This window comes from Salmonella sp. SAL04202 (genome assembly GCF_046550775.1).
GTDB lineage: Bacteria > Pseudomonadota > Gammaproteobacteria > Enterobacterales > Enterobacteriaceae > Salmonella > Salmonella enterica.
The window spans coordinates 1,308,547-1,329,009 of sequence record NZ_JBGDXK010000001.1 but is presented as its reverse complement, the minus strand read 5'-3'; the positions used below and the strand labels follow the sequence as shown (position 1 = coordinate 1,329,009).

At 52.4% G+C, this 20,463-nt stretch carries 17 protein-coding genes; 7 read left to right on the top strand and 10 right to left on the bottom strand.

Going from position 1 to position 20,463, the window contains the following annotated elements:
- Positions 1-3: 3 nt before the first annotated feature.
- Complete coding sequence (srfA, locus tag ACLJQJ_RS06645) at positions 4-1,323, bottom strand: virulence-associated effector SrfA (RefSeq protein ID WP_063809251.1); 1,320 nt, start codon at positions 1,321-1,323, stop codon at positions 4-6.
- A gap of 223 nt (positions 1,324-1,546) precedes the next feature.
- On the opposite strand from srfA, the gene ACLJQJ_RS06640 reads away from it, so the two are divergent.
- Complete coding sequence (locus ACLJQJ_RS06640) at positions 1,547-1,780, top strand: YdcY family protein (RefSeq protein WP_000018720.1); 234 nt, start codon at positions 1,547-1,549, stop codon at positions 1,778-1,780.
- A gap of 4 nt (positions 1,781-1,784) precedes the next feature.
- Here the strand turns inward: ACLJQJ_RS06640 and ACLJQJ_RS06635 are convergent, their stop codons facing one another.
- Both ACLJQJ_RS06635 and mddA read right to left on the bottom strand, forming a co-directional pair.
- Positions 1,785-2,234 (bottom strand): DMT family transporter, encoded by a 450-nt coding sequence (locus ACLJQJ_RS06635; protein WP_001076571.1) that lies wholly within the window; start codon positions 2,232-2,234, stop codon positions 1,785-1,787.
- Complete coding sequence (mddA, locus tag ACLJQJ_RS06630; protein ID WP_000155373.1) at positions 2,234-2,749, bottom strand: L-methionine sulfoximine/L-methionine sulfone acetyltransferase; 516 nt, start codon at positions 2,747-2,749, stop codon at positions 2,234-2,236. The genes ACLJQJ_RS06635 and mddA overlap by 1 nt, the downstream gene beginning before the upstream one ends.
- Before the next feature lie 211 nt (positions 2,750-2,960).
- On the opposite strand from mddA, the gene ACLJQJ_RS06625 reads away from it, so the two are divergent.
- Both ACLJQJ_RS06625 and mcbR read left to right on the top strand, forming a co-directional pair.
- Entirely contained in the window at positions 2,961-3,998 is a 1,038-nt protein-coding gene (locus ACLJQJ_RS06625; RefSeq protein WP_063809250.1) for an NADP-dependent oxidoreductase, read from the top strand.
- Positions 3,999-4,331: 333 nt separating this feature from the next.
- Positions 4,332-4,997 (top strand): colanic acid/biofilm transcriptional regulator McbR, encoded by a 666-nt coding sequence (gene mcbR, locus ACLJQJ_RS06620; RefSeq protein WP_001119592.1) that lies wholly within the window; start codon positions 4,332-4,334, stop codon positions 4,995-4,997.
- 66 nt (positions 4,998-5,063) lie between these two features.
- On the opposite strand, the gene pqqU is transcribed toward mcbR, so the two are convergent.
- On the bottom strand, positions 5,064-7,184 hold the full coding sequence (gene pqqU / locus ACLJQJ_RS06615) for a TonB-dependent receptor PqqU (protein WP_023220225.1): 2,121 nt from the start codon (positions 7,182-7,184) through the stop codon (positions 5,064-5,066).
- Between the two features lie 263 nt (positions 7,185-7,447).
- On the opposite strand from pqqU, the gene ACLJQJ_RS06610 reads away from it, so the two are divergent.
- Positions 7,448-8,509, top strand: coding sequence for a YncE family protein (locus ACLJQJ_RS06610; protein WP_000550638.1), 1,062 nt, complete (start codon positions 7,448-7,450; stop codon positions 8,507-8,509).
- A gap of 144 nt (positions 8,510-8,653) precedes the next feature.
- Positions 8,654-8,875 carry a YgdI/YgdR family lipoprotein gene (locus ACLJQJ_RS06605; protein WP_000732362.1) on the top strand — a complete coding sequence of 74 codons (222 nt, stop codon included), beginning with the start codon at positions 8,654-8,656 and terminating at the stop codon, positions 8,873-8,875.
- Positions 8,876-8,951: 76 nt separating this feature from the next.
- Here ACLJQJ_RS06605 and ansP read toward each other — a convergent pair whose 3' ends face one another.
- Complete coding sequence (gene ansP / locus ACLJQJ_RS06600) at positions 8,952-10,445, bottom strand: L-asparagine permease (protein ID WP_000857112.1); 1,494 nt, start codon at positions 10,443-10,445, stop codon at positions 8,952-8,954.
- Between the two features lie 512 nt (positions 10,446-10,957).
- On the opposite strand from ansP, the gene steA reads away from it, so the two are divergent.
- Both steA and nhoA read left to right on the top strand, forming a co-directional pair.
- The gene (gene steA, locus ACLJQJ_RS06595) at positions 10,958-11,590 is read left to right on the top strand and encodes a type III secretion system effector SteA (RefSeq protein WP_063809249.1); all 633 of its coding nucleotides are present in this window, start codon (positions 10,958-10,960) and stop codon (positions 11,588-11,590) included.
- Between the two features lie 283 nt (positions 11,591-11,873).
- A complete protein-coding gene (gene nhoA, locus ACLJQJ_RS06590) occupies positions 11,874-12,719 on the top strand; it encodes an N-hydroxyarylamine O-acetyltransferase (protein ID WP_063809248.1) in 846 nt (281 codons plus the stop codon).
- Positions 12,720-12,754: 35 nt separating this feature from the next.
- Here the strand turns inward: nhoA and ACLJQJ_RS06585 are convergent, their stop codons facing one another.
- The 5 genes from ACLJQJ_RS06585 to ACLJQJ_RS06565 all read right to left on the bottom strand — a co-directional run bounded on the left by ACLJQJ_RS06585 (position 12,755) and on the right by ACLJQJ_RS06565 (position 20,407).
- Positions 12,755-13,648, bottom strand: coding sequence for a PhzF family isomerase (locus ACLJQJ_RS06585; protein WP_063809247.1), 894 nt, complete (start codon positions 13,646-13,648; stop codon positions 12,755-12,757).
- Positions 13,649-13,753: 105 nt separating this feature from the next.
- Entirely contained in the window at positions 13,754-14,434 is a 681-nt protein-coding gene (narI, locus tag ACLJQJ_RS06580; RefSeq protein ID WP_000617106.1) for a respiratory nitrate reductase subunit gamma, read from the bottom strand.
- Positions 14,431-15,126, bottom strand: coding sequence for a nitrate reductase molybdenum cofactor assembly chaperone (gene narW, locus ACLJQJ_RS06575; RefSeq protein WP_063809246.1), 696 nt, complete (start codon positions 15,124-15,126; stop codon positions 14,431-14,433). Before narW ends, narI begins: the two co-directional genes overlap by 4 nt.
- Positions 15,126-16,670 carry a nitrate reductase subunit beta gene (gene narH, locus ACLJQJ_RS06570; protein ID WP_052932064.1) on the bottom strand — a complete coding sequence of 515 codons (1,545 nt, stop codon included), beginning with the start codon at positions 16,668-16,670 and terminating at the stop codon, positions 15,126-15,128. Before narH ends, narW begins: the two co-directional genes overlap by 1 nt.
- On the bottom strand, positions 16,667-20,407 hold the full coding sequence (locus ACLJQJ_RS06565; protein WP_063809245.1) for a nitrate reductase subunit alpha: 3,741 nt from the start codon (positions 20,405-20,407) through the stop codon (positions 16,667-16,669). The genes narH and ACLJQJ_RS06565 overlap by 4 nt, the downstream gene beginning before the upstream one ends.
- Positions 20,408-20,463: the final 56 nt, after the last annotated feature.

The following is a 20,463-nucleotide window of genomic DNA, read 5'->3' as shown; positions in this document are numbered from 1 at the left end:
AAATCAGGCACCTATCTTTTTAAACGTCAACGGAATTGCCGCGTGGTCGCCATAACGGGCGGTACAGGTTGCGACGTCATTGACGCCTGCTTTACAGGTAATTTCCGGCATCGGATAACGTGAGCCGTCGGTGCAGCGCGCATTGCCGCGACTTTTAATCATCAGCTCGCCCGTTTGATGCAGACCAGAGAAAATTTCCGCCCGACAAACCACGTTATCGCCATGTACTACGCGCGCGATACCTTTGTTATTTTGGATCTGATAACGCAGAGAGGGCGGCTTGCCGGTAATCGGATCTTTGACATCCACGCTGACCCGCCAGCTACCGTTTAAAAAGCGCGTGGTTCCAAGCTTCATCTGCGTACTGTCCATCACCAGCGCGTCTTTGGGGATAGCGGCAATGATAACAGGCGCTTCCGGCAGCGGCGCCGCTTTGGGGGCGGGCGTCACCTCAGCGCGATGCAGCGGCAAATGCGCGGTGAGTTCAGGCAATGGGGTAACGTCAGTTTTCGCGGTAGCGACAGGCGCGGCGCGAACAGGAGAGGACCCGTTAACGGATGAAGATGGCCAGAAAAAAGGCGTGGCGACGGCGGCGATAACCACGGCAGCGACAGGTAAGCTCCACAGCGGTAGACGGCGAGCTCTTTTCGCCTCAGCAACCGGGATGGGTGTGGCCGTCTTCGGCTCGCTAACGATAACGGGCGGCGCAACAGGTTCCTCCGGCATTTTCGGCGGCTCAATGACAGACGTTAACAAGGGTTCATCCGCCTGACTAAACGCCGCCTCTACCAGCGGCTTTTCTTCGGGCTCCGGCTCGACCAGAGGAATGTCGGGGATTGCCTCGGTTATCCGCAGGCAGTCCAGCACATCATCGCGTGTATTTTCGTTGAGATTAACGAATCCCCAGAAGGTGATAACCGGTTTGCCGTTAACCAGGAAAACATGATTTTCGCCGGGAAATTGCGTCGCTTTCTCAAGTAGCGACCCAAATAGCTGGAGCGCTGTTTTACCGGATTGCAGACTTTTGCGACTGAGTGCAGCCGCGCTTTCAAAAGTGCTGGCTAAATAACGTAAAGCCCGAGAACGTGTCTCTTCGTCAGCCGCTTTCCACGCTATCGCCTGACCTTCAATCGGCGAATACCAGTCAACCCGATCGCCATTATCGTTAAGTTGCGGAATCGCCAGACAGTCAACCATCGCCTGCTGTTTACGCAGACGAAGCGTTTCGCGAATTTGCAATGCTGATTCAAATACGGCCTGACCGCCGCCGCCCACGGCCTGATAATCATCCAGATTGCCGCTGCGCAAGAGAGATTTTGCCACGTTGTTATCCCTTAGACTTCTTCACGCGTCTACTTTACGGGGTCTATACGCAAGCAAACGGCGGAAGAAAGGCAAAAAGGCGCGAATTCTCGGTCTATTAAGCCCCGTGTTTCCACTTGACGTAAGTTAAATCAGGGTGGCGGCGGCGAATTACCGCATCGGGCGACAATAACGCGTATAATAGGCGAATCATGCTGTTACAGAATAAAGAGTAGGAGAGCTTATGTCGCACCTGGAGGAAGTGAGCGCCCGCGTGGATGCCGCCATCGCGGAGAGCGTAATTGCCCATATGAATGAATTGCTGATTGCCTTAAGCGATGACGCTGAATTACGTCGCGAAGATCGTTATGTGCAGCAGCAGCGTTTACGCACGGCTATCGCGCATCACGGCAGGCAATATCAAGAAGATCGGGACGCGCGCCGCGAGCAGCTCACCAAAGGCGGCACGATCCTGTAACCCATTAAAACTGGCGCTTCGCAATCAGCCATGCGCCAATGACCAGCAACAGCGCGCCAAACGCCGGCCCGACCATTGCGCGTAACGTGACGCCGTGGCTACGCGCGATATCCAGCGCCAGTCCGCCGATTAACTGGCTGGCGACCAGTACCGCGATAGTCGTCGCGGCGCCAACGTTCTGATACCCGCTAATGCTGGCAAATACAAAAAATGACCCCAGCAAACCGGGGATCAATGTCCACCAGCGAACGCTGGCGACCAGCTCGCCGAAGCCCGTAGCGCCTTGCTTAAACCACAATATCGTCACAAATAAAACGATCCCTACCAGCGAGTTCAACAGCATAGCGATCAGAATCGTCGATGATGTCTGCGTAATACGCACCATAATACTGTTTTGTACCACCAGCCCGACGCCGGCGGCGATCAAAAAGATAAGCGTCAGCGACTGGTTCATCAGCAGGCGTCCGGCGCAGCGTGTTCATCAAGCTGGAGCTGCATAAACGTAAGATCTAACCAACGGCCAAATTTTACGCCGACCTGTGGCATTTGCGCGGTGACGGTAAATCCCAGCGAATGATGCAGGCGTATCGAGGCGGCATTCTGTGACTCAATACCGGCCACCATCACATGCTTGCCGCAGCGTCGGGCTTCGTCGATCAGTCTGCTGAGCAGTTTTCGCCCCAGTCCTTTCCCCTGGTGCGCCGGATGAACATAAACCGAGTGCTCGACGGTATAGCGAAAACCGTCGAAACTGCGCCAATCGCCAAATGATGCATAGCCAGTCACCACGCCATTTTCTTCGCTTACCAGCACCGGATAGCCCAGTAATTGACGGGCCTCATACCAGGCAAGGCGATTATCCGTATCGACCGTCCGATCGTTCCAGATGGCCGCAGTATGTAATACCGCATGGTTATAGATTTCGGTAATCGCGGCGCAGTCTGCTTTATCGGCAAAGCGAATCGTCATAGGGAACCCCAGGGAATGTTTACGATAGTGTTAGAAATACTATTGAAGGCGGCATAAATCAACGAATTAGCGCAAGAATTCATATTTAGCGAGAGGGGAAAGAAAGTCGTTCATAAAAGCGCACAGCCTGATATCTGAGAGTGTTTAACTCCCTCAGAAAGCTAATGTTCGACTATTATTGATGGATTATGCCAGGCATGAGGAGAATAGAATGAAGCAACAGACCAACCGAAATCGTCGTTGGGTTTTGGCCTCGCGTCCCCACGGCGCGCCGCAGATGGATAACTTCCGCCTCGAAGAAGATGACGTCGCGACGCCCGGTGAAGGGCAGGTGCTATTGCGTACCGTTTTTTTATCACTCGACCCTTATATGCGTGGCCGCATGAGCGATGAACCCTCTTATGCGCCGCCAGTTGAACCTGGCTGCGTTATGGTTGGCGGTACGGTCAGTCGCGTTGTCGCGTCAAACCATCCTGATTACCGACCAGACGAATGGGTGTTGAGTTACAATGGTTGGCAGGATTATGACATTTCAGATGGCGAAGGGTTGGTAAAGCTGGGTGATAATCCGCAACATCCTTCCTGGTCATTGGGTATTTTAGGAATGCCGGGGTTTACCGCCTATATGGGGTTACTGGATATCGGCCAGCCGAAAGAGGGCGAAACGCTGGTTGTCGCCGCCGCCACCGGCCCCGTAGGCGCAACGGTTGGGCAAATTGGCAAGCTGAAGGGCTGCCGGGTCGTGGGTATTGCTGGCGGCGCGGAAAAATGCCGTCATGCGACAGGCGTTTTGGGATTTGATCTGTGCCTTGATCATCACGCTGATAATTTCCCACAACAGCTTGCGCAGGCCTGCCCGCAGGGTATCGATATCTATTATGAGAATGTCGGTGGTAAAGTCTTTGACGCCGTCTTACCGCTACTGAATACGTCGGCGCGGATTCCGCTCTGCGGTCTGGTCAGCAGCTACAATGCGACAGCGTTGCCGGACGGTCCAGACAGACTGCCTCTGCTGATGGCGACATTACTTAAAAAGCGTATTCGTCTGCAAGGTTTTATCATCAACCAGGACTATGGTCACCGGATACATGAGTTTCAGCAAGAAATGGGGCGTTGGATCAAAGAAGGGAAAATACATTACCGGGAGCAGATTACTGATGGGCTGGAAAATGCGCCAGAAGCGTTTATGGGGCTGCTGGCGGGGAAGAACTTTGGCAAAGTCGTGATACGTTTAGCGGACGATGCGTAAAGAAAAAATGGCGGCATTATGTCGCCATAAAAATGTGCAAATTTTAAAATTCCGGCTTTACTTATATTCATCATTCAGATCGCGGTGGGGCAGCTTGTCTCCCTCAGCGGCCTGAACCGGTCAAAAATCTCGATACATGAAGGAATGACGGAGATAAAACGGTTGCCATAAAGAAACCTGTATTCTTGTAAAAGATGAGAATATCACGCAAGTAAATTATCACTTTTATTTATTTGGCCGTTCAGGCCTGGATTATCTTTTTTACAATTAAGTTCCGAAACTTCTTCGGGACTCGATTGCGATGTTGTTCTGCCAAGAGGTGAAGGAAGGAAAATGCCGGGTACGGAAAAAACACAACATATAAGCCTGACCACACAGGTTGAAAATCGGTTAAAGCATCAATTGTCTATTGGCGCATTAAAACCAGGCGCAAGGCTTATCACTAAAAATATCGCTCAAGAGTTAGGCGTCAGTATTACGCCGGTGCGTGAGGCCCTGTTAAGGCTGGTCTCTTCCAGTGCTTTGGCGGTGGCGCCAGCACAGGCGTTTATGGTGCCGGAGATCTCGCTGGAAAGTTTGCTGGAAATTAATACGATTCGTACTGCCCTGGAGGAGATGGCGGTGGTCGCCGCTGCGGGTAAGATTACCCCGGATCGCGAGCAGACGCTGAATGCGCTATTAGATGAATTTCAACAGGCGCTGGAAAGTGGCGTTATGGAGAAAATTCTTTTGGCCAACCGCGCATTCCGCTTTGAGATCTACCACTACGCGGATATGCCAACGCTGTATGCCATGATCGAGCAATTATGGGTACGCCTGGGGCCAAGCCTGCATTTTTTATATGATAATTTTAAACTTGATGATTATCAAAACGGCGTTAATCTGTACAGAAAATTGCTTAATGCGTTAGTGACTGGTGATAAAGAAGCCAGTCGCCACTGCCTACAGAACGTTTTGCAACAAAACGTAGCGACGATTAAAAATCAGTACTTCATGTAACCTTCATGAAACTATGACTTATCAATAGCGGGGATTCCCCGCTATTGCCGGATATTTGCCGGATATTTATTCAAACTGCCATGCCAGATTAATCCCCACGCCATAGTTACGTCCTGGCGCTGGCTCATAATATCGGCCATTAGATTCATTAACGATCACCGAACCGATATATTCTTTATCAAATAGATTATCTACCCGCCCAAAAATATCGACGGTAAGCTGACTGTAATTAAATTTATACCCTGTATTTAGTCCAACAACGGTATACGAAGGCGCTTTGGCGGTATTTTCATCATTGGCCATGATATCGCCCATATACCGCACGTCTGTTCCGGCGTACCACCCCTCATCCGGGATAAAACCTAATGAGGCGAATCCCATATTACGGGCGATGCCGGGCATCCGGTTTCCATCACAGTTTTGCCCCTGACAAACGTTACTGCGATAGGTCGCATCCAGCCAGGTCCATGATGCTTTCACCCGCCAGTCGCCGGCGAAGCGCTGGTCCAACGAGAGTTCTGCGCCCTGGCGGCGTGTTTTGCCCGCGTTTTTGTAGGTAGTGCGTCCTCCCATACTACTGGCGACGACAATTTCATCATCGGTATCGGTTTGAAATAACGCGGCGGTCAACAAGCCGTTGCCAATCCGCGTTTTACTGCCGACTTCCACCGTATCATTGGTCGACGGTTTGAGGTCAAAGTTGAACCCGCTTTGGCCGTCAGCGCGATAAGAAAGCTCATTGATTGTAGGAGTTTCAAATCCGCGACCGGCAGCAAGATAGAGATTCCAGGCGTCAGTTAACGCATATTTTAGCGATCCGGCGGGTAGCCAGTGGTGATAGCTGGCGTCGCCGCTGTCATCGCCATTGCCGGGCGCGATATAGTGATCGTTAGAATCGAACCACACGGAACTGTAGCGCACGCCAGCATCCAGCGAGAGTTTTTGCGTAAGCTGCCACTGGGTTTGCAGATAAGGATCGACATTCCACATCAGGTTACGCTCATCCCGGCGTAAATCGCCTTTATGCCCAAACTCAGGGGTGCCGTTGTTGAGACGGAAATTATTGTAACCCTTGCGGTTTTCGCTCATGTTTTCATAGTTTACTCCGCCAGTGAAGGTGACCGGCACACCTAATTCTCCCCGGTGAGTCCAGCGGGAATCAATGCCCTGATAGTGGCGTTGCAGTGTAATTACGCCGCCAGCCTGGGCCGGTTTTAGCTGTGCCACCAGGGGAATAGACTGGTATTGCGTGGTTTCCCGCTCTCCGGCGTAGGCCATCACGCTGATATCATCCTGCGCGCTGAGCTGACGTTCATAACGCAATCCTGCCTGAGTTTGTTTGATGGTTTTACGCGTATTGTACTGTTCAGCGCGGGGCGCCTGTTGCGGATCGGCTTTCCATTCAGATTCGGTAAGTCCGCCGGGATCGTCCGCCTTAATGTCCACACTATTAAAAATCAGCGAGAGTTTACTGACATCGTCAAGGCGCACGCCCAGTTTGGCATTAGCCAGATTTTTTCGCGCGCCGCTGTGATCGCGGTAGCCGTGGGTGGTGAAACGGGTAGTTGATACCGTGTAATCCACGTCGCCAGGCTGTGTGCCGTCACCCATCGCGCCCGTGGCTTTTAGCCCATAGCGCCAGCTTCCATAACTGCCGTAGTAGCTGCTGGCCTCAAGGGTGGGCGGCTGTCTCCCGGTTTCGGTGGTGACATTTATCACGCCGCCGGAAGCATTGCCGTATAGCGCTGAGAAGGGGCCGCGTAACACTTCAACGTCTTGTATGCTGTTAATATCAATATTCGAAATCTGGCCTTGTCCATCCGGCATGGTGGCGGGAATGCCATCAACATACAGACGAATGCCGCGCACGCCAAAGGCGGAACGCGAGCCAAATCCACGGATAGAGATTTGCAGATCCTGCGCGTAGTTCTGCCGGTTCTGCACCTGCAATCCCGGGACGCTGGTTAAAGACTCAGATAAATTGACGCGCGGCGTCGCCAGACGCATGTCTTCTCCCTCAATGACGCTAACGGCGGCAGGTGTATCCAGTTCGGATACGGTTTGCGGCGTTGCGGTGACTATCATGGTTTGTTCATTGGGCGCGCTGGCGGCCTGAAGAACCGGGGAGAAGGTCAGAGGCAATAAGAGGGCGGGATAAAGTCGCTGTCTAACGGAAATAATTTTCATGAAAATGCCGGATAAATGTAAGCGTATCAACGGAAAACGTGACATTAAGGGTAGTCAATATGTAAAGTTTTGAAATTTTAATCGCACATTAAGTTAAGAAAATGTGCGGTATTTAAGAGCCATGACATTCGCAGGCGAGGAAAAGCTCCACTTTCTGATAAATAATGATTATTATTCTCAACTTATAATAAGTGCGGAACGAAGATCCCGCGCAGCGAAGTAGTGTGAAGCAGCTATACACGTTTTTATCAAAGGGAGTCGTCATGCACTTACGTCATCTTTTTTCGCCGCGCCTGCGTGGTTCTTTATTGTTAGGTTCGCTCCTCGTCGCATCCTCATTTAGCACGCTGGCGGCGGAAGACATGCTGCGTAAAGCGGTAGGCAAAGGCGCTTATGAGATGGCCTGGAGTCAGCAAGAAAACGCGCTCTGGCTGGCTACATCGCAAAGCCGTAAACTGGATAAAGGCGGCGTAGTTTATCGTCTCGACCCGGTGACGCTGGAAATCACGCAAGCGATTCATAACGATCTCAAGCCGTTCGGCGCCACCATCAATGCCGCGACCCAAACGCTGTGGTTTGGCAATACCATCAACAGCGCTGTTACCGCGATTGATGCCAAAACGGGTGATGTAAAAGGTCGTCTGGTACTTGATGCGCGCAAACGTACTGAAGAGGTTCGTCCGTTACAGCCCCGTGAGCTGGTTGCCGATGCGGCGACCAACACGATCTACATTAGCGGTGTTGGTAAAGAGAGTGCTATTTGGGTAGTGGATGGCGAAACCATCAAACTGAAAACGACGATCGAAAATACCGGCAAAATGAGTACGGGTCTGGCGCTCGACAGTAAAGCGCAACGCCTGTACACCACCAATGCGGATGGCGAATTTATCACCATCGATACCGCCAGCAATAAAATTCTCAGTCGTAAGAAGTTGCTGGATGACGGTAAAGAACACTTCTTTATTAACCTGAGTCTCGATACCGCAGGTCATCGCGCGTTTATCACCGACTCGAAGGCAACTGAAGTCCTGGTTGTCGATACCCGTAATGGCAATATTCTTGCCAAAATCGCGGCGCCTGCCTCTTTGGCCGTCCTGTATAATCCGACACGTAACGAGGCGTATGTGACGCACCGTCAGGCAGGGCAGGTCAGCGTGATCGATGCGAAGACCTATAACGTTGTTAAAACGTTCGATACGCCAACGTACCCGAATAGCCTGGCGCTATCGGCAGACGGTAAAACGCTCTACGTCAGCGTGAAGCAGAAATCGACACGTGAACAGGAAGCGACGCAGCCGGATGATGTTATTCGCATTGCTCTGTAAATAGGATATGGAGGGGGAAACCCCTCCAGTCATCTCTTTAAACGCACCGATACGCCTCGTTACACCCCGCCGATAGCCTGATGATTCTGTGAGAATTACACTGCCTTTTTGCTGTAGTTAACTCATTATATTCACGAGGAAAATATGAAAAAGTTATTTATATGCTCAGGTTTGGGCATGATGTTTTTTATGCTTGCGGGTTGCACAACCAACTATGTGATGACGACGAAGAATGGGCAAACGATCGTAACTCAGGGTAAGCCGCAGTTAGATAAAGAGACGGGGATGACCAGTTATACCGATCAGGAAGGCAACCAGCGGGAAATTAACAGCAATGATGTGGCGCAGTTGATTAAGGCTGACTAAGCATTGGGCGCGATGCGGTGTTGGCGGCAATGCGCATTAAACCCGGCAGGCCTGGGGCTGCCGGGGAAGGGGAATGTTATGTCGCTGCTTCTTCTTTCAATACGACACTCTCTGTCGAATCCGCCGTTACTGGCGCAGTGCGATGGATCTCCGCCACGCGACGTCGCACGCCAAACCAGCCGGCAACCAGCAGAATGGCGATCAGCGGCAACGAGGCGATAGTGTAAGTTCCATTCGGGTAGTCAAACGCCATGAGTACCAGCACGCTTAGTAAAAACAGCAGCGTTAGCCAGGAGGTAAAAGGCGCGCCGGGCAGTTTAAAACTGACGTCTGCGGCTTTGCCTTCTTTTATCGCCTGGCGTAAACGCATCTGGCACACCATGATAAACGCCCACGACGCGATAATGCCGAGCGAGGCAAAATTAAGAACGATCTCAAACACGCGGGAGGGGACCAGGTAATTCAGGAACACGCCGACCACGTAAACCACCAGAGTCGCCAGAATACCCGCATAGGGCACATGCTGACGGCTCATTTTCGCCATGAATTTCGGCGCGGACCCCCCCATCGACATTGAACGTAAAATTCTCCCCGTACAGTAAAGCCCGGAGTTCAGGCTGGAAAGCGCGGCGGTTAACACCACGATATTCATAATACTGCCGATATAAGGCACGCCAAGTTTAGAAAAGAAGGTGACAAACGGACTTTGCCCCGCCTGGTAGGCGTTCCACGGCAGCAGCAAAACCAGCAATACGACCGATCCTACATAGAAAAGACCAATACGCCAGATCACGCTATTGATGGCTTTTGGCACCATCGTCTGTGGATCTTTGCACTCCCCAGCGGCGGTACCGACCAGTTCAATCGAAGCAAAAGCGAACACCACGCCCTGAATCAGTACCAGCGCGGGCAACAGGCCGTGCGGGAAAAAGCCGCCATTATCTGTAATCAGGTGAAAACCGGTGGCATTACCCTCAAGCGGTTGACCGGTACCGAGAAAAATCGTGCCTACCACCAGGAAGATAACAATGGCGAGTACTTTTATCAGCGCGAACCAGAACTCCATTTCGGCAAACCATTTTACGCCGATCATGTTCATGGTACCGACAATGGTTAACGCGCCGAGCGCGAACACCCATTGCGGAACGTCGCCAAATGCGCCCCAGTAGTGCATGTATAACGCCACTGCGGTGATATCGACGATCCCGGTCATCGCCCAGTTAATAAAGTACATCCAGCCTGCGACGTAGGCCGCTTTTTCACCCAAAAATTCACGGGCGTAGGAGACGAAACTCCCGCTGGAAGGGCGATGCAATACCAGTTCGCCCAGCGCGCGTAAAATGAAAAAAGAAAAAATGCCACATATCAGATAGACCAGCGCCAGTGCCGGTCCGGCCATTTGCAATCGGGCGCCTGCACCTAAAAATAAACCGGTGCCAATCGCGCCGCCGATAGCAATCATCTGAACCTGACGATTCCCCATCGCTTTGTGATACCCCTCTTCATGGGCGTTCAGCCAGCGTCGTTTCGCCGCATGTTGTTCTGCGGCGTGCGTAGTCTGTGTTTTCATTACGTTACCTGTTATAGCCTGTCCTGACAGAAAAATTCCTTATGCCGCGACGGGCGCTCACCAATCGATTGCCTGCAATGGCGAATGCCGCTTTTCCCTGATTCTGTGACAAGGATAAAACCGCCGGCGGAGCATCCTACCTGCAATTGTTAAATGACGCAAAACATACGGGAAGAACAAAATGAGGATGTCGAGTTTATTTGTGTGGTCAGATGTGGTGCGGTGTGGTCACGATTCAGCCAGATAAGACGCCAGCACAAATCCGCAGTGCTTGCGTTGCGCAATAATTAACCAGCGCTAATCACTTGTGGGATTTATGGTCATAGATATAACCTCGAACGGTAAACTACCTGACGATATTGCAGCAGCATAAGATAAGGCCGTTGCGCCTGTTATTCTCATTTTCTCCTGAAAATATATGCCTTTGAGCAATTTTGTTGATTGACATATCGTCATAATGAGAGAGGAGTAGGACATATAAAGCTATTGAGCAAAATTTGAAGGAGCAGGATATGCCACATACATCAGTTTCTACCTATGCCAGAGCTTTATCAGGAAATAAGCTACCTCATGTTGCTGCAGGAGATTATGAAAATAAATTATCAACAAAAATCATGAAAGGCATCTTGTATGTGCTTACCGCAGGATTAGCCTACGGATTTACAAGAGTAATTGAACATTATTGCAATGTTACGCCTAAAGTTGAGGAGTTCTGTGCCAATGCAGGGAATATCCATAATCACCTTGCTGATGCTGTGTGTGATGGACTGTTTACTATAGATGTCGAGCTTTCTGATGGTCGGATGTTAACATTCGAACAACTCTCGCTGATAGCTGGAGGTGAGCCAATCGTCAGGATATCGGATGGCGAACATACCGTTGAGGTTAAGGGGTCCTTTGAAAAGATCTGTATGAAACTGGAAGAGGGCTTTTTTGAAGCGCCAGCGTACTATAATTATGATATTGATGAAAAATATAAAACCGTCAGCGAGCGAATAGCAGCATATAATGCCTTACCTCAGGCATTAGGCGCCATTCCAAGTTTAGAACATTATATCGCTCGGGCCAGCGACATGCAGGAAGCGAAAGCGCAACGGGCGGCCGACATAAAAACTCGCTACCATAACTATTTGGACGCTTATTAAAAAGCGTTTATGTTTAGCCAGTTTTGTTAGAAATCAGACTCGCTGAGCTGACGTTAAAAATTTTAACACGCCGCTATTTTGGCGGCGTGTCGCAAAGAGATTCTCAGAACCCGATTTCCGTTTGTAGGCCAAAATCCCACGTACCTCCGGCGGCTGTAGCCGGCCTGTCTTATTTTTTCAAAAGTATCCAACGCTATTCCACGGATAGGGTATCCTGTTGCGCAGCGATATCCACCTCAGCCTGTGTGCCGAACGCAAGCATTAATGTTAATGGAAGCCTCAGATGACCTCTTTTTTACATGCTTATTTTACGCGATTACATTGTCAGCCGTTGGGGGTTCCTACGGTTGAAGCGCTCAGAACGCTTCACTTAGCGCACAACTGCGCGATTCCTTTTGAAAATCTGGATGTGCTACTGCCTCGTGAAATACAGCTCGATGAGACGGCATTAGAGGAGAAACTGCTTTATGCCCGACGCGGTGGATACTGTTTTGAACTGAATGGCCTGTTTGAACGCGCGTTACGCGACATCGGTTTTAACGTCCGAAGCTTATTGGGGCGGGTCATTCTGTCTCATCCCGCCAGTTTACCGCCGCGCACGCACCGTTTGCTGCTGGTTGATGTTGAGGATGAACAGTGGATCGCGGACGTGGGGTTTGGCGGCCAAACGCTAACCGCGCCGCTTCGTCTGCAGACCGAAATTGCCCAGCAAACGCCGCATGGCGAATACCGCCTGATGCAGGAGGGGAGCACATGGATTTTACAATTCCACCACCATGAGCACTGGCAGTCGATGTACTGTTTTGATCTGGGGGTGCAGCAGCAGAGCGATCATGTGATGGGCAATTTCTGGTCGGCTCACTGGCCGCAATCCCATTTTCGTCATCATTTGTTGATGTGCCGCCATTTGCCTGATGGCGGCAAGCTGACATTAACGAATTTCCACTTCACGCGTTACCACCAGGGACATGCCGTTGAACAGGTCAATGTACCGGATGTACCGTTGTTGTATCAGTTACTTCAGCAGCAGTTTGGTCTCGGCGTAAATGATGTAAAGCACGGTTTTACCGAGGCGGAACTGGCCGCGGTAATGGCTGCATTTGATACCCATCCGGAGGCGGGAAAATAATTTTTTGCCGCGAGGATTTGCGGGCCTGACAAAGATTAAAAAGTAATGGCCCATTCGGCATGAAACAGAATGACCGCCTGGCCGGAGATGGTGACGTTTTCCGGCTGGTTATCGCGAATGGTGACGGTAACATCAACAGTACCCTCTTTGCCTAAAGCGCGCCCCTGATGGCCTTGAATCTGCAGCGTTTTACCGTCATGCACCATCAGACCATGATGGACGAGCCATGCACCCATCGGGCCATTGGCGTTTCCCGTTACCGGATCTTCCACAATCCCTATCGCCGGGGAAAACATTCGCCCATCGGTTTCGTTTTTTCCCGGACGAATCTGGAAAGGAAAAAAGCCGTTACAGCCAATTTGCTGGCTGATTGCCGTCAGGGCTGCCAGATTCGGAGAAAGGGCATCAATATCAACGTCTGGTTTGAGCAGGATCATCACTTTTGCATGTCCTGTTGAAGCCACCTGAATTGGCGCTCCCGGCACGATATCATCTTCAGTCAGGTTCAACGCGGTGATGATGGCAGCCCGAATTTCTCCGACTAGCGGTGGTTCAAAAGAGGGCTGACCTTGTTCCAGCGTGATGCGATAGTCGTTGTGTTCGGCATGAATTTCAACGCGATGACGGCCCGCTAACGAGGTTTGCCAGACGGTGGTGTTTCCCAACCCCAGTACCGTTGCCCGAACATAATGCGCGGCCACAGTGGCATGACCACAGATGGGGACTTCTACTGTCGGTGTAAAGTAGCGTATGCGCACATTACTCTCTTCGCTTTTTAGCAAAAAGGCGGTTTCCGAGTGACGAAGTTCACGGGCAATCAGCTGCATCTGCGCGTCGCTTAGCGTATCCGCATGTAAGACAACGCCAGCAGAGTTGCCGCGAAAGGGTTCGCTGGTGAAGGCGTCAACATGGTAAATCTGCGGTTTCATTGATGTTCTCCTTTGACTGAAGAATCATCATAGCCTGTGCGTTGCCGAATGACGACGCCCAGGCGTTTTTCTTTGCCCGGTAAGCGTACCCCCGGGCAAAGAGAATTAGCGGCGGGTACGAACAATCTGGTAGCGACGGGTGAAATACTCAAACGGCGCGCTCCAGACATGAACCAGGCGGGTGAACGGGAAGAGCAGGAAAATAGTCATTCCCAGCACCAGATGAACGCGGAAAACAAACGCCACACCGCTCAGCATTTCCGAAGACCCGCCGCGGAAGGTGACAATACTTTGCGCCCAGCCCACCAACTTCATCATTTCGCTGCCATCCGGATATTGCGCCGAAAATGGAATGGTGCTCAGGCCAAGCAGGCACTGAATCAGCAAAATACTCATGATGATAATATCAGGTGTAGTGGATGTCGCCCGCACACGCTGATTGGTCAGACGACGCCACAGCAATCCCGCGCCGCCGATCAACGTTAATACGCCGCACACGCCGCCGAGGATCATCGCCATCTGCTGTTTTACCGCAATCGGCAGGAACCAGGCATACATCCAGTGTGGCGTCAGCATCCCAAACAGATGGCCAAAAAAGATCCCCAGAATGCCAATATGGAACAGATTCGACCATATCACCATCCCACGCTTATCCAACATCTGGCTGGACGACGCGCGCCAGGTATATTGTCCGTAGTCATAGCGCAGCCAACTGCCGAGGAAGAAGACCGTGGCGCAAATATAGGGGTAGATATCGTAAAAAAAGACGTTCAGGTACTGTATCATTTCGGGCCTCCCGCGCTGACGTCGACGTACTGCGGCGCCGCGTCCTGGCTAAAGCGTCGTTGATAATGGTGTAACGGTGAACTGTCACAGGTCGTGGCGTTATCTTCGATAAACTTCACCTGTTCTTCTTCCCAGACGGCATCCAGTGCCTGACGGGTATCATCCCGCGATTCCTGAACAATCTGTTTGGTGACACTGTCACTTGTAAGCGTACTGCCCGCCAGCGTCAGCAGGGCGTCAAACAGTTGATACCACGGCGCTCCTCGCTGTTTCAGACGACCGCCCAGTAGCGCCAGAATAGGGGCAATATTCTGTAATCCCTCGCGCGCTTCCGCTTCCGGCAACACGCTTAAGTACTCCAGATAGAGTGGCAGGTGATCCGGCAGTTCGCGGCAGTTGAGGTGCAGGCCCACGGTTTCATACTGGCTTAACAAATCGACCATCGCCTGGCCGCGATCGCGGGACTCCGCATGAACATGCTCGAATAACAGCAATGAAGTGGCGCGCCCGCGGTCAAACACTTCGCACCATTCTGCTTGTTTATCCAGTAACGGCGCATAAAGCAGCTCGCGAGTGAAGTCGGCCAGCATTGGCGCATCGTGTTGGATAAGGGCAAGCGCTTCATCCCGACATTCCCACAACTCGTCGTCCGGATACTCCATCAACAGGCCAATCGCTTTGAGGATTTGCATTATTCCCCCTCCGCTTTATCACGTACTTCGGTGATATTGATGGCATCAATACGGCTACTGTTGAACAGGTTGAATTTGGTATCCGACCCGTGGCAACCGTCGCCAAAAGTAAAGCCGCAGCCGTTGCGCTCCGGAAAGGCATCGCGCGCCATTTCCCGGTGGCTGGTGGGAATGACAAAACGATCTTCATAATTGGCAATCGCCAGGTAGCGATACATCTCTTCAACCTGTTGTATGCTCAGACCAACTTCCTCAATGGCGCGGGTATCCGTCACGCCTTCAACCGTCTGCGAGCGCATGTAGTGGCGCATCGCCATCATCCGCTTTAGCGCCCGAATGACCGGGCCGGTATCGCCCGCGCTGAGCATATTGGCCAGGTACTGAACCGGAATACGCAGCGTTTCCACCGCCGGCAGAATATTGCCATTGTGCGGCAACCCGCCCGCGTCAGCGTATGACTGGATGGGCGATAGCGGCGGTACGTACCAGACCATCGGCAGGGTACGGTATTCCGGGTGCAGCGGAAGCGCCAGCTTCCAGTCCATCGCCATTTTGTACACCGGCGACCGTTGGGCGGCGTCGATGACGTTTTGCGGGATGCCTTGTTTAAGCGCCTCTTCGATAACCGCCGGATCGTGCGGATTGAGAAACACATCGCACTGACGTTCATACAAATCTGTCTCGTGTTCGGTACTGGCCGCTTCTTCAATCCTGTCGGCGTCGTAGAGCAGAACGCCAAGATAACGGATGCGCCCGACGCAGGTTTCCGAGCAAACGGTCGGCTGGCCGGATTCAATACGCGGATAGCAAAATATGCATTTCTCAGACTTGCCGCTCTTCCAGTTAAAGTAGATTTTTTTGTACGGGCAGCCGCTGATACACAAACGCCAGCCCCGGCATTTATCCTGGTCGATTAGCACGATGCCGTCTTCTTCACGCTTGTAAATAGCGCCACTTGGGCAGGTGGCGACACAACTGGGGTTCAGGCAGTGTTCGCACAGGCGCGGCAGGTACATCATGAAGGTGTTTTCGAACTGACCGTACATCTCCTTTTGTATGTTGTCGAAGTTACGGTCGCGGGCGCGTTTTTCAAACTCGCCGCCGAGCAGCTCTTCCCAGTTTGGCCCCCAGATCACCTTGTCCATCCGTTTTCCGTCGATCAGTGAACGTGGACGGGCAGTGGGCTGATGCTTACTCTCCGGCGCTGTATGTAAATGCTGATAATCGAAGGTAAAGGGTTCATAGTAATCATCGATTTGCGGAATCACCGGGTTGGCGAAAATTTTGCTAATTACCCCCATTTTGCCGCCCAGACGGGGCCTTATCTTGCCATTAACATCACGAACCCAACCGCCTTGCCACTCCTGCTGGTCTTCCCAGTTTTTGGGATAGCCGATGCCCGGTTTAGTTTCGACGTTATTGAACCATGCGTATTCCATCCCTTCACGTCCGGTCCAGACGTTTTTACAGGTGACGGAGCAGGTGTGACAGCCAATACATTTATCGAGATTCAGTACCATCCCAACCTGTGAGCGTATTTTCATTTTTTCGCCTCCTGTACCTGATCCCGGCCCTCATCATCCAGCCAGTTAATGTTTTTCATCTTCCTGATCATGATGAATTCATCGCGATTCGAACCCACGGTTCCGTAATAGTTGAAGCCGTAAGCCAGTTGCGCATAGCCGCCGATCATATGCGTCGGTTTTGGACAGACCCGGGTCACGGAGTTATGGATCCCGCCGCGCATCCCGGTGACTTCCGAACCCGGAATGTTCATAATCCGCTCCTGGGCGTGGTACATCATGGTCATACCCGGCGGGACGCGCTGGCTGACCACCGCACGAGCGGTAAGGGCGCCATTAGCGTTGAAGGCTTCAATCCAGTCGTTATCTTCAATACCCAGTTCACGGGCATCGGCTTCGCTGATCCAGACAATCGGCCCGCCGCGCGACAAGGTCAGCATCAGCAGGTTTTCGCTGTAGGTGGAGTGAATTCCCCATTTCTGGTGCGGCGTCAGGAAGTTAAGCGCTTTTTCCGGGAAACCGTTGGGCGGAATTTCTCGCATTTCGCTGACGCTGCGGGTATCAATCGGCGGACGATATGCCACCAGGCTTTCGCCAAAAGCGCGCATCCACGCATGATCCTGATAGAGTTGTTGCCGCCCCGACAACGTACGCCACGGGATCAGTTCATGTACGTTGGTATACCCGGCGTTATAAGAGACATGTTCGCTTTCCAGTCCTGACCAGGTCGGGCTGGAGATAATTTTGCGCGGTTGCGCCTGGATATCACGAAAGCGAATTTTCTCATCTTCTTTATTGATGGCCAGATGGGTGTGCTCGCGCCCGGTCATCTCGCCCAACGCCTGCCAGGCTTTCACCGCCACCTGGCCGTTAGTTTCCGGCGCTAAGGCAAGAATCACTTCCGAAGCATCCAGCGCGGTGTCTATTCGCGGACGTCCTTTCGCCGGACCATCGTGTTTGGTGTAATTGAGCTTACCGAGGAAATTGACTTCATCTTGCGTATTCCAGGCAATACCCTTACCGCCGTTGCCTAATTTATCCAGCAGGGGACCCAGAGAGGTAAAACGTTCATAGGTGGCCGGATAATCGCGTTCAACCACGACGATATTGGGGGCGGTTTTGCCCGGAATAAGTTCGCACTCGCCTTTACGCCAGTCGAGAATATCAAATGGCTGCGCCAGTTCCGCCGGGGAATCATGCTGGAGCGGGTGTAACACCACATCGGTTTCCTGTCCGAGATGTCCGACACACACCTCAGAAAAGACGCTGGCGATACCTTTGTAGATCTCCCAGTCGCTTTTGGATTCCCAGGCAGGATCGACCGCGGCGGAAAGGGGGTGGATAAACGGATGCATATCCGAGGTATTCATATCGTCTTTTTCATACCAGGTGGCGGTCGGCAAGACGATATCGGAAAACAGACAGGTACTGGACATACGGAAATCAAGCGTGACCAACAGATCGAGCTTGCCCTCAATCGCGGCGGACTGCCATTCCACCTCTTCAGGCTTAATTCCTTCGCTGGAACCCAGCGCTTCGCCCTGGATACCGCTGTCGGTGCCCAGCAGATATTTGAGCATGTACTCATGACCTTTCCCGGAGGAGCCGAGCAGGTTAGAGCGCCAGACAAATAAATTTCGCGGGTGATTATGACCACTGTCAGGCTGTTCGCAGGCAAAACGGATAGCGCCTGATTTCAACGCCTGCACGGTATAATCCGCCGCAGACAGCCCGGCTTTATCGGCGCTCGCTTTCACGCTGAGCGGGTTAAGATTAAGCTGCGGCGCCGAGGGTAGCCAGCCCATACGTTCCGCGCGCACGTTGAAATCGATCAGGTGTCCGGAAAATTTAGCCGGATCGGCCAGCGGCGACAGCAACTCTTGCGCAGTCAGTTTTTCATAGCGCCACTGGCTGGCATGGTTGTAGAAAAACGAGGTACTGTTCATCTGACGCGGCGGGCGATTCCAGTCCAGCGCGAAGGCCAGCGGCAGCCAGCCGGTTTGCGGCCGCAGCTTCTCCTGGCCGACATAGTGCGCCCAGCCGCCGCCGGTTTGTCCAACACAGCCGCAGAACACCAGCATGTTAATCATCCCACGGTAATTCATATCCATGTGATACCAGTGATTCACTCCCGCGCCGAGGATGATCATCGAACGACCGTGAGTTTTATGGGCGGTCTCGGCAAATTCACGCGCAATAGTTTCGATATGTCGACGCGGCACGCCGGTAATCTGTTCGCCCCAGGCCGGCGTGTAGGCTTTTACGTCGTTATAATTATTGGCGCTATGGCAGTCATCCAGACCACGATCCAGCCCATAATTCGCCAGCACCAGATCGTAAACGCTGACGACCATCCGCTCGCTACCGTCCGCCAGAGCCAGGCGTTTCACCGGTAACTGACGTACCAGCACCGGTTCCTGCCGCACGCTGCGGAAATGTGGGTTTTCGTTACCGCCAAAATAGGGGAAGGCGACACCCGCCACGTCATCATACTGACCTAGTAAAGAGAGCGACAGTTCAGTTTCGACGCCCGCCGCCACCGGTTCCAGGTTCCATTTTCCCTTTTCGCCCCAGCGAAAACCGATAGAACCGTTGGGCGCGACCAGTTCGCCCGTACTGTTGAGCGCGACGGTTTTCCATTCCGGATTATTGGCTTCTCCCAGTCCATCCACCAGATCCGACGCGCGCATCATACGCCCCGGTACATAACTGCCGTCTGCGCGCTCATCCAACAGGACCAGCATTGGCATGTCGGTATAACGGCGGCAATAGTTAAGAAAATAGTCGCTGGGATTATCGAGATGAAACTCTTTTAAAATAACGTGACCCATGGCCATCGCCAGCGCGCTGTCGGTACCTTGCTTTGGCGCCAGCCACTGATCGCACAGTTTAGCGACTTCGGAATAGTCCGGGGTGATGGCGATCGTCTTGGTGCCTTTGTAGCGCACTTCGGTAAAGAAGTGGGCGTCCGGGGTACGCGTCTGCGGCACGTTAGAGCCCCAGGCAATAATGTAGGCTGAGTTATACCAGTCGGCGGACTCCGGCACGTCAGTCTGCTCGCCCCAGGTCATTGGCGACGCGGGCGGAAGATCGCAATACCAGTCATAGAAGCTCAGGCAAGTACCGCCAAGCAATGACAGATAACGTGTTCCGGCAGCGTAAGAAACCATCGACATCGCCGGAATAGGTGAAAACCCCGCCACACGATCCGGACCATAGGTTTTGATTGTCCAGACGTTAGCAGCGGCAATGAGCTGATTCAGCTCTTTCCAGTTCGAACGAATAAAGCCGCCATGTCCGCGCACCTGTTTGTAACTTTGGCATTTTTGCGGGTCGTTCATTATAGATTCCCATGCCAGTACCGGATCGCTGTGCCGGGAAAGGGCCTCGCGCCACAGTTCTATCAGCCGCTTACGCACCAGAGGGTATTTCAGACGATTGGCGCTATAGAGATACCAGGAGTAGCTGGCGCCGCGCGGGCAGCCGCGCGGTTCATGGTTCGGTAAATCGGGACGCGTGCGCGGGTAGTCGGTTTGTTGAGTTTCCCACGTCACCAGACCGTTTTTGACATAAATTTTCCAGCTACAGGAGCCCGTGCAGTTGACGCCGTGGGTTGAGCGCACGATCTTATCAAACTGCCAGCGCTGGCGATAACTGTCTTCCCAGTCGCGGTTGGTATGCATCACCTGACCATGGCCGTCGGCAAAGGTATCGCCTTTTTGTTTAAAGTAACGAAAGCGATCCAACAGTTTACTCATGACATTTCTCCTGCTTCGATAAATTTTCCGCCACCCTGTCGATTTGGCGTTAAACC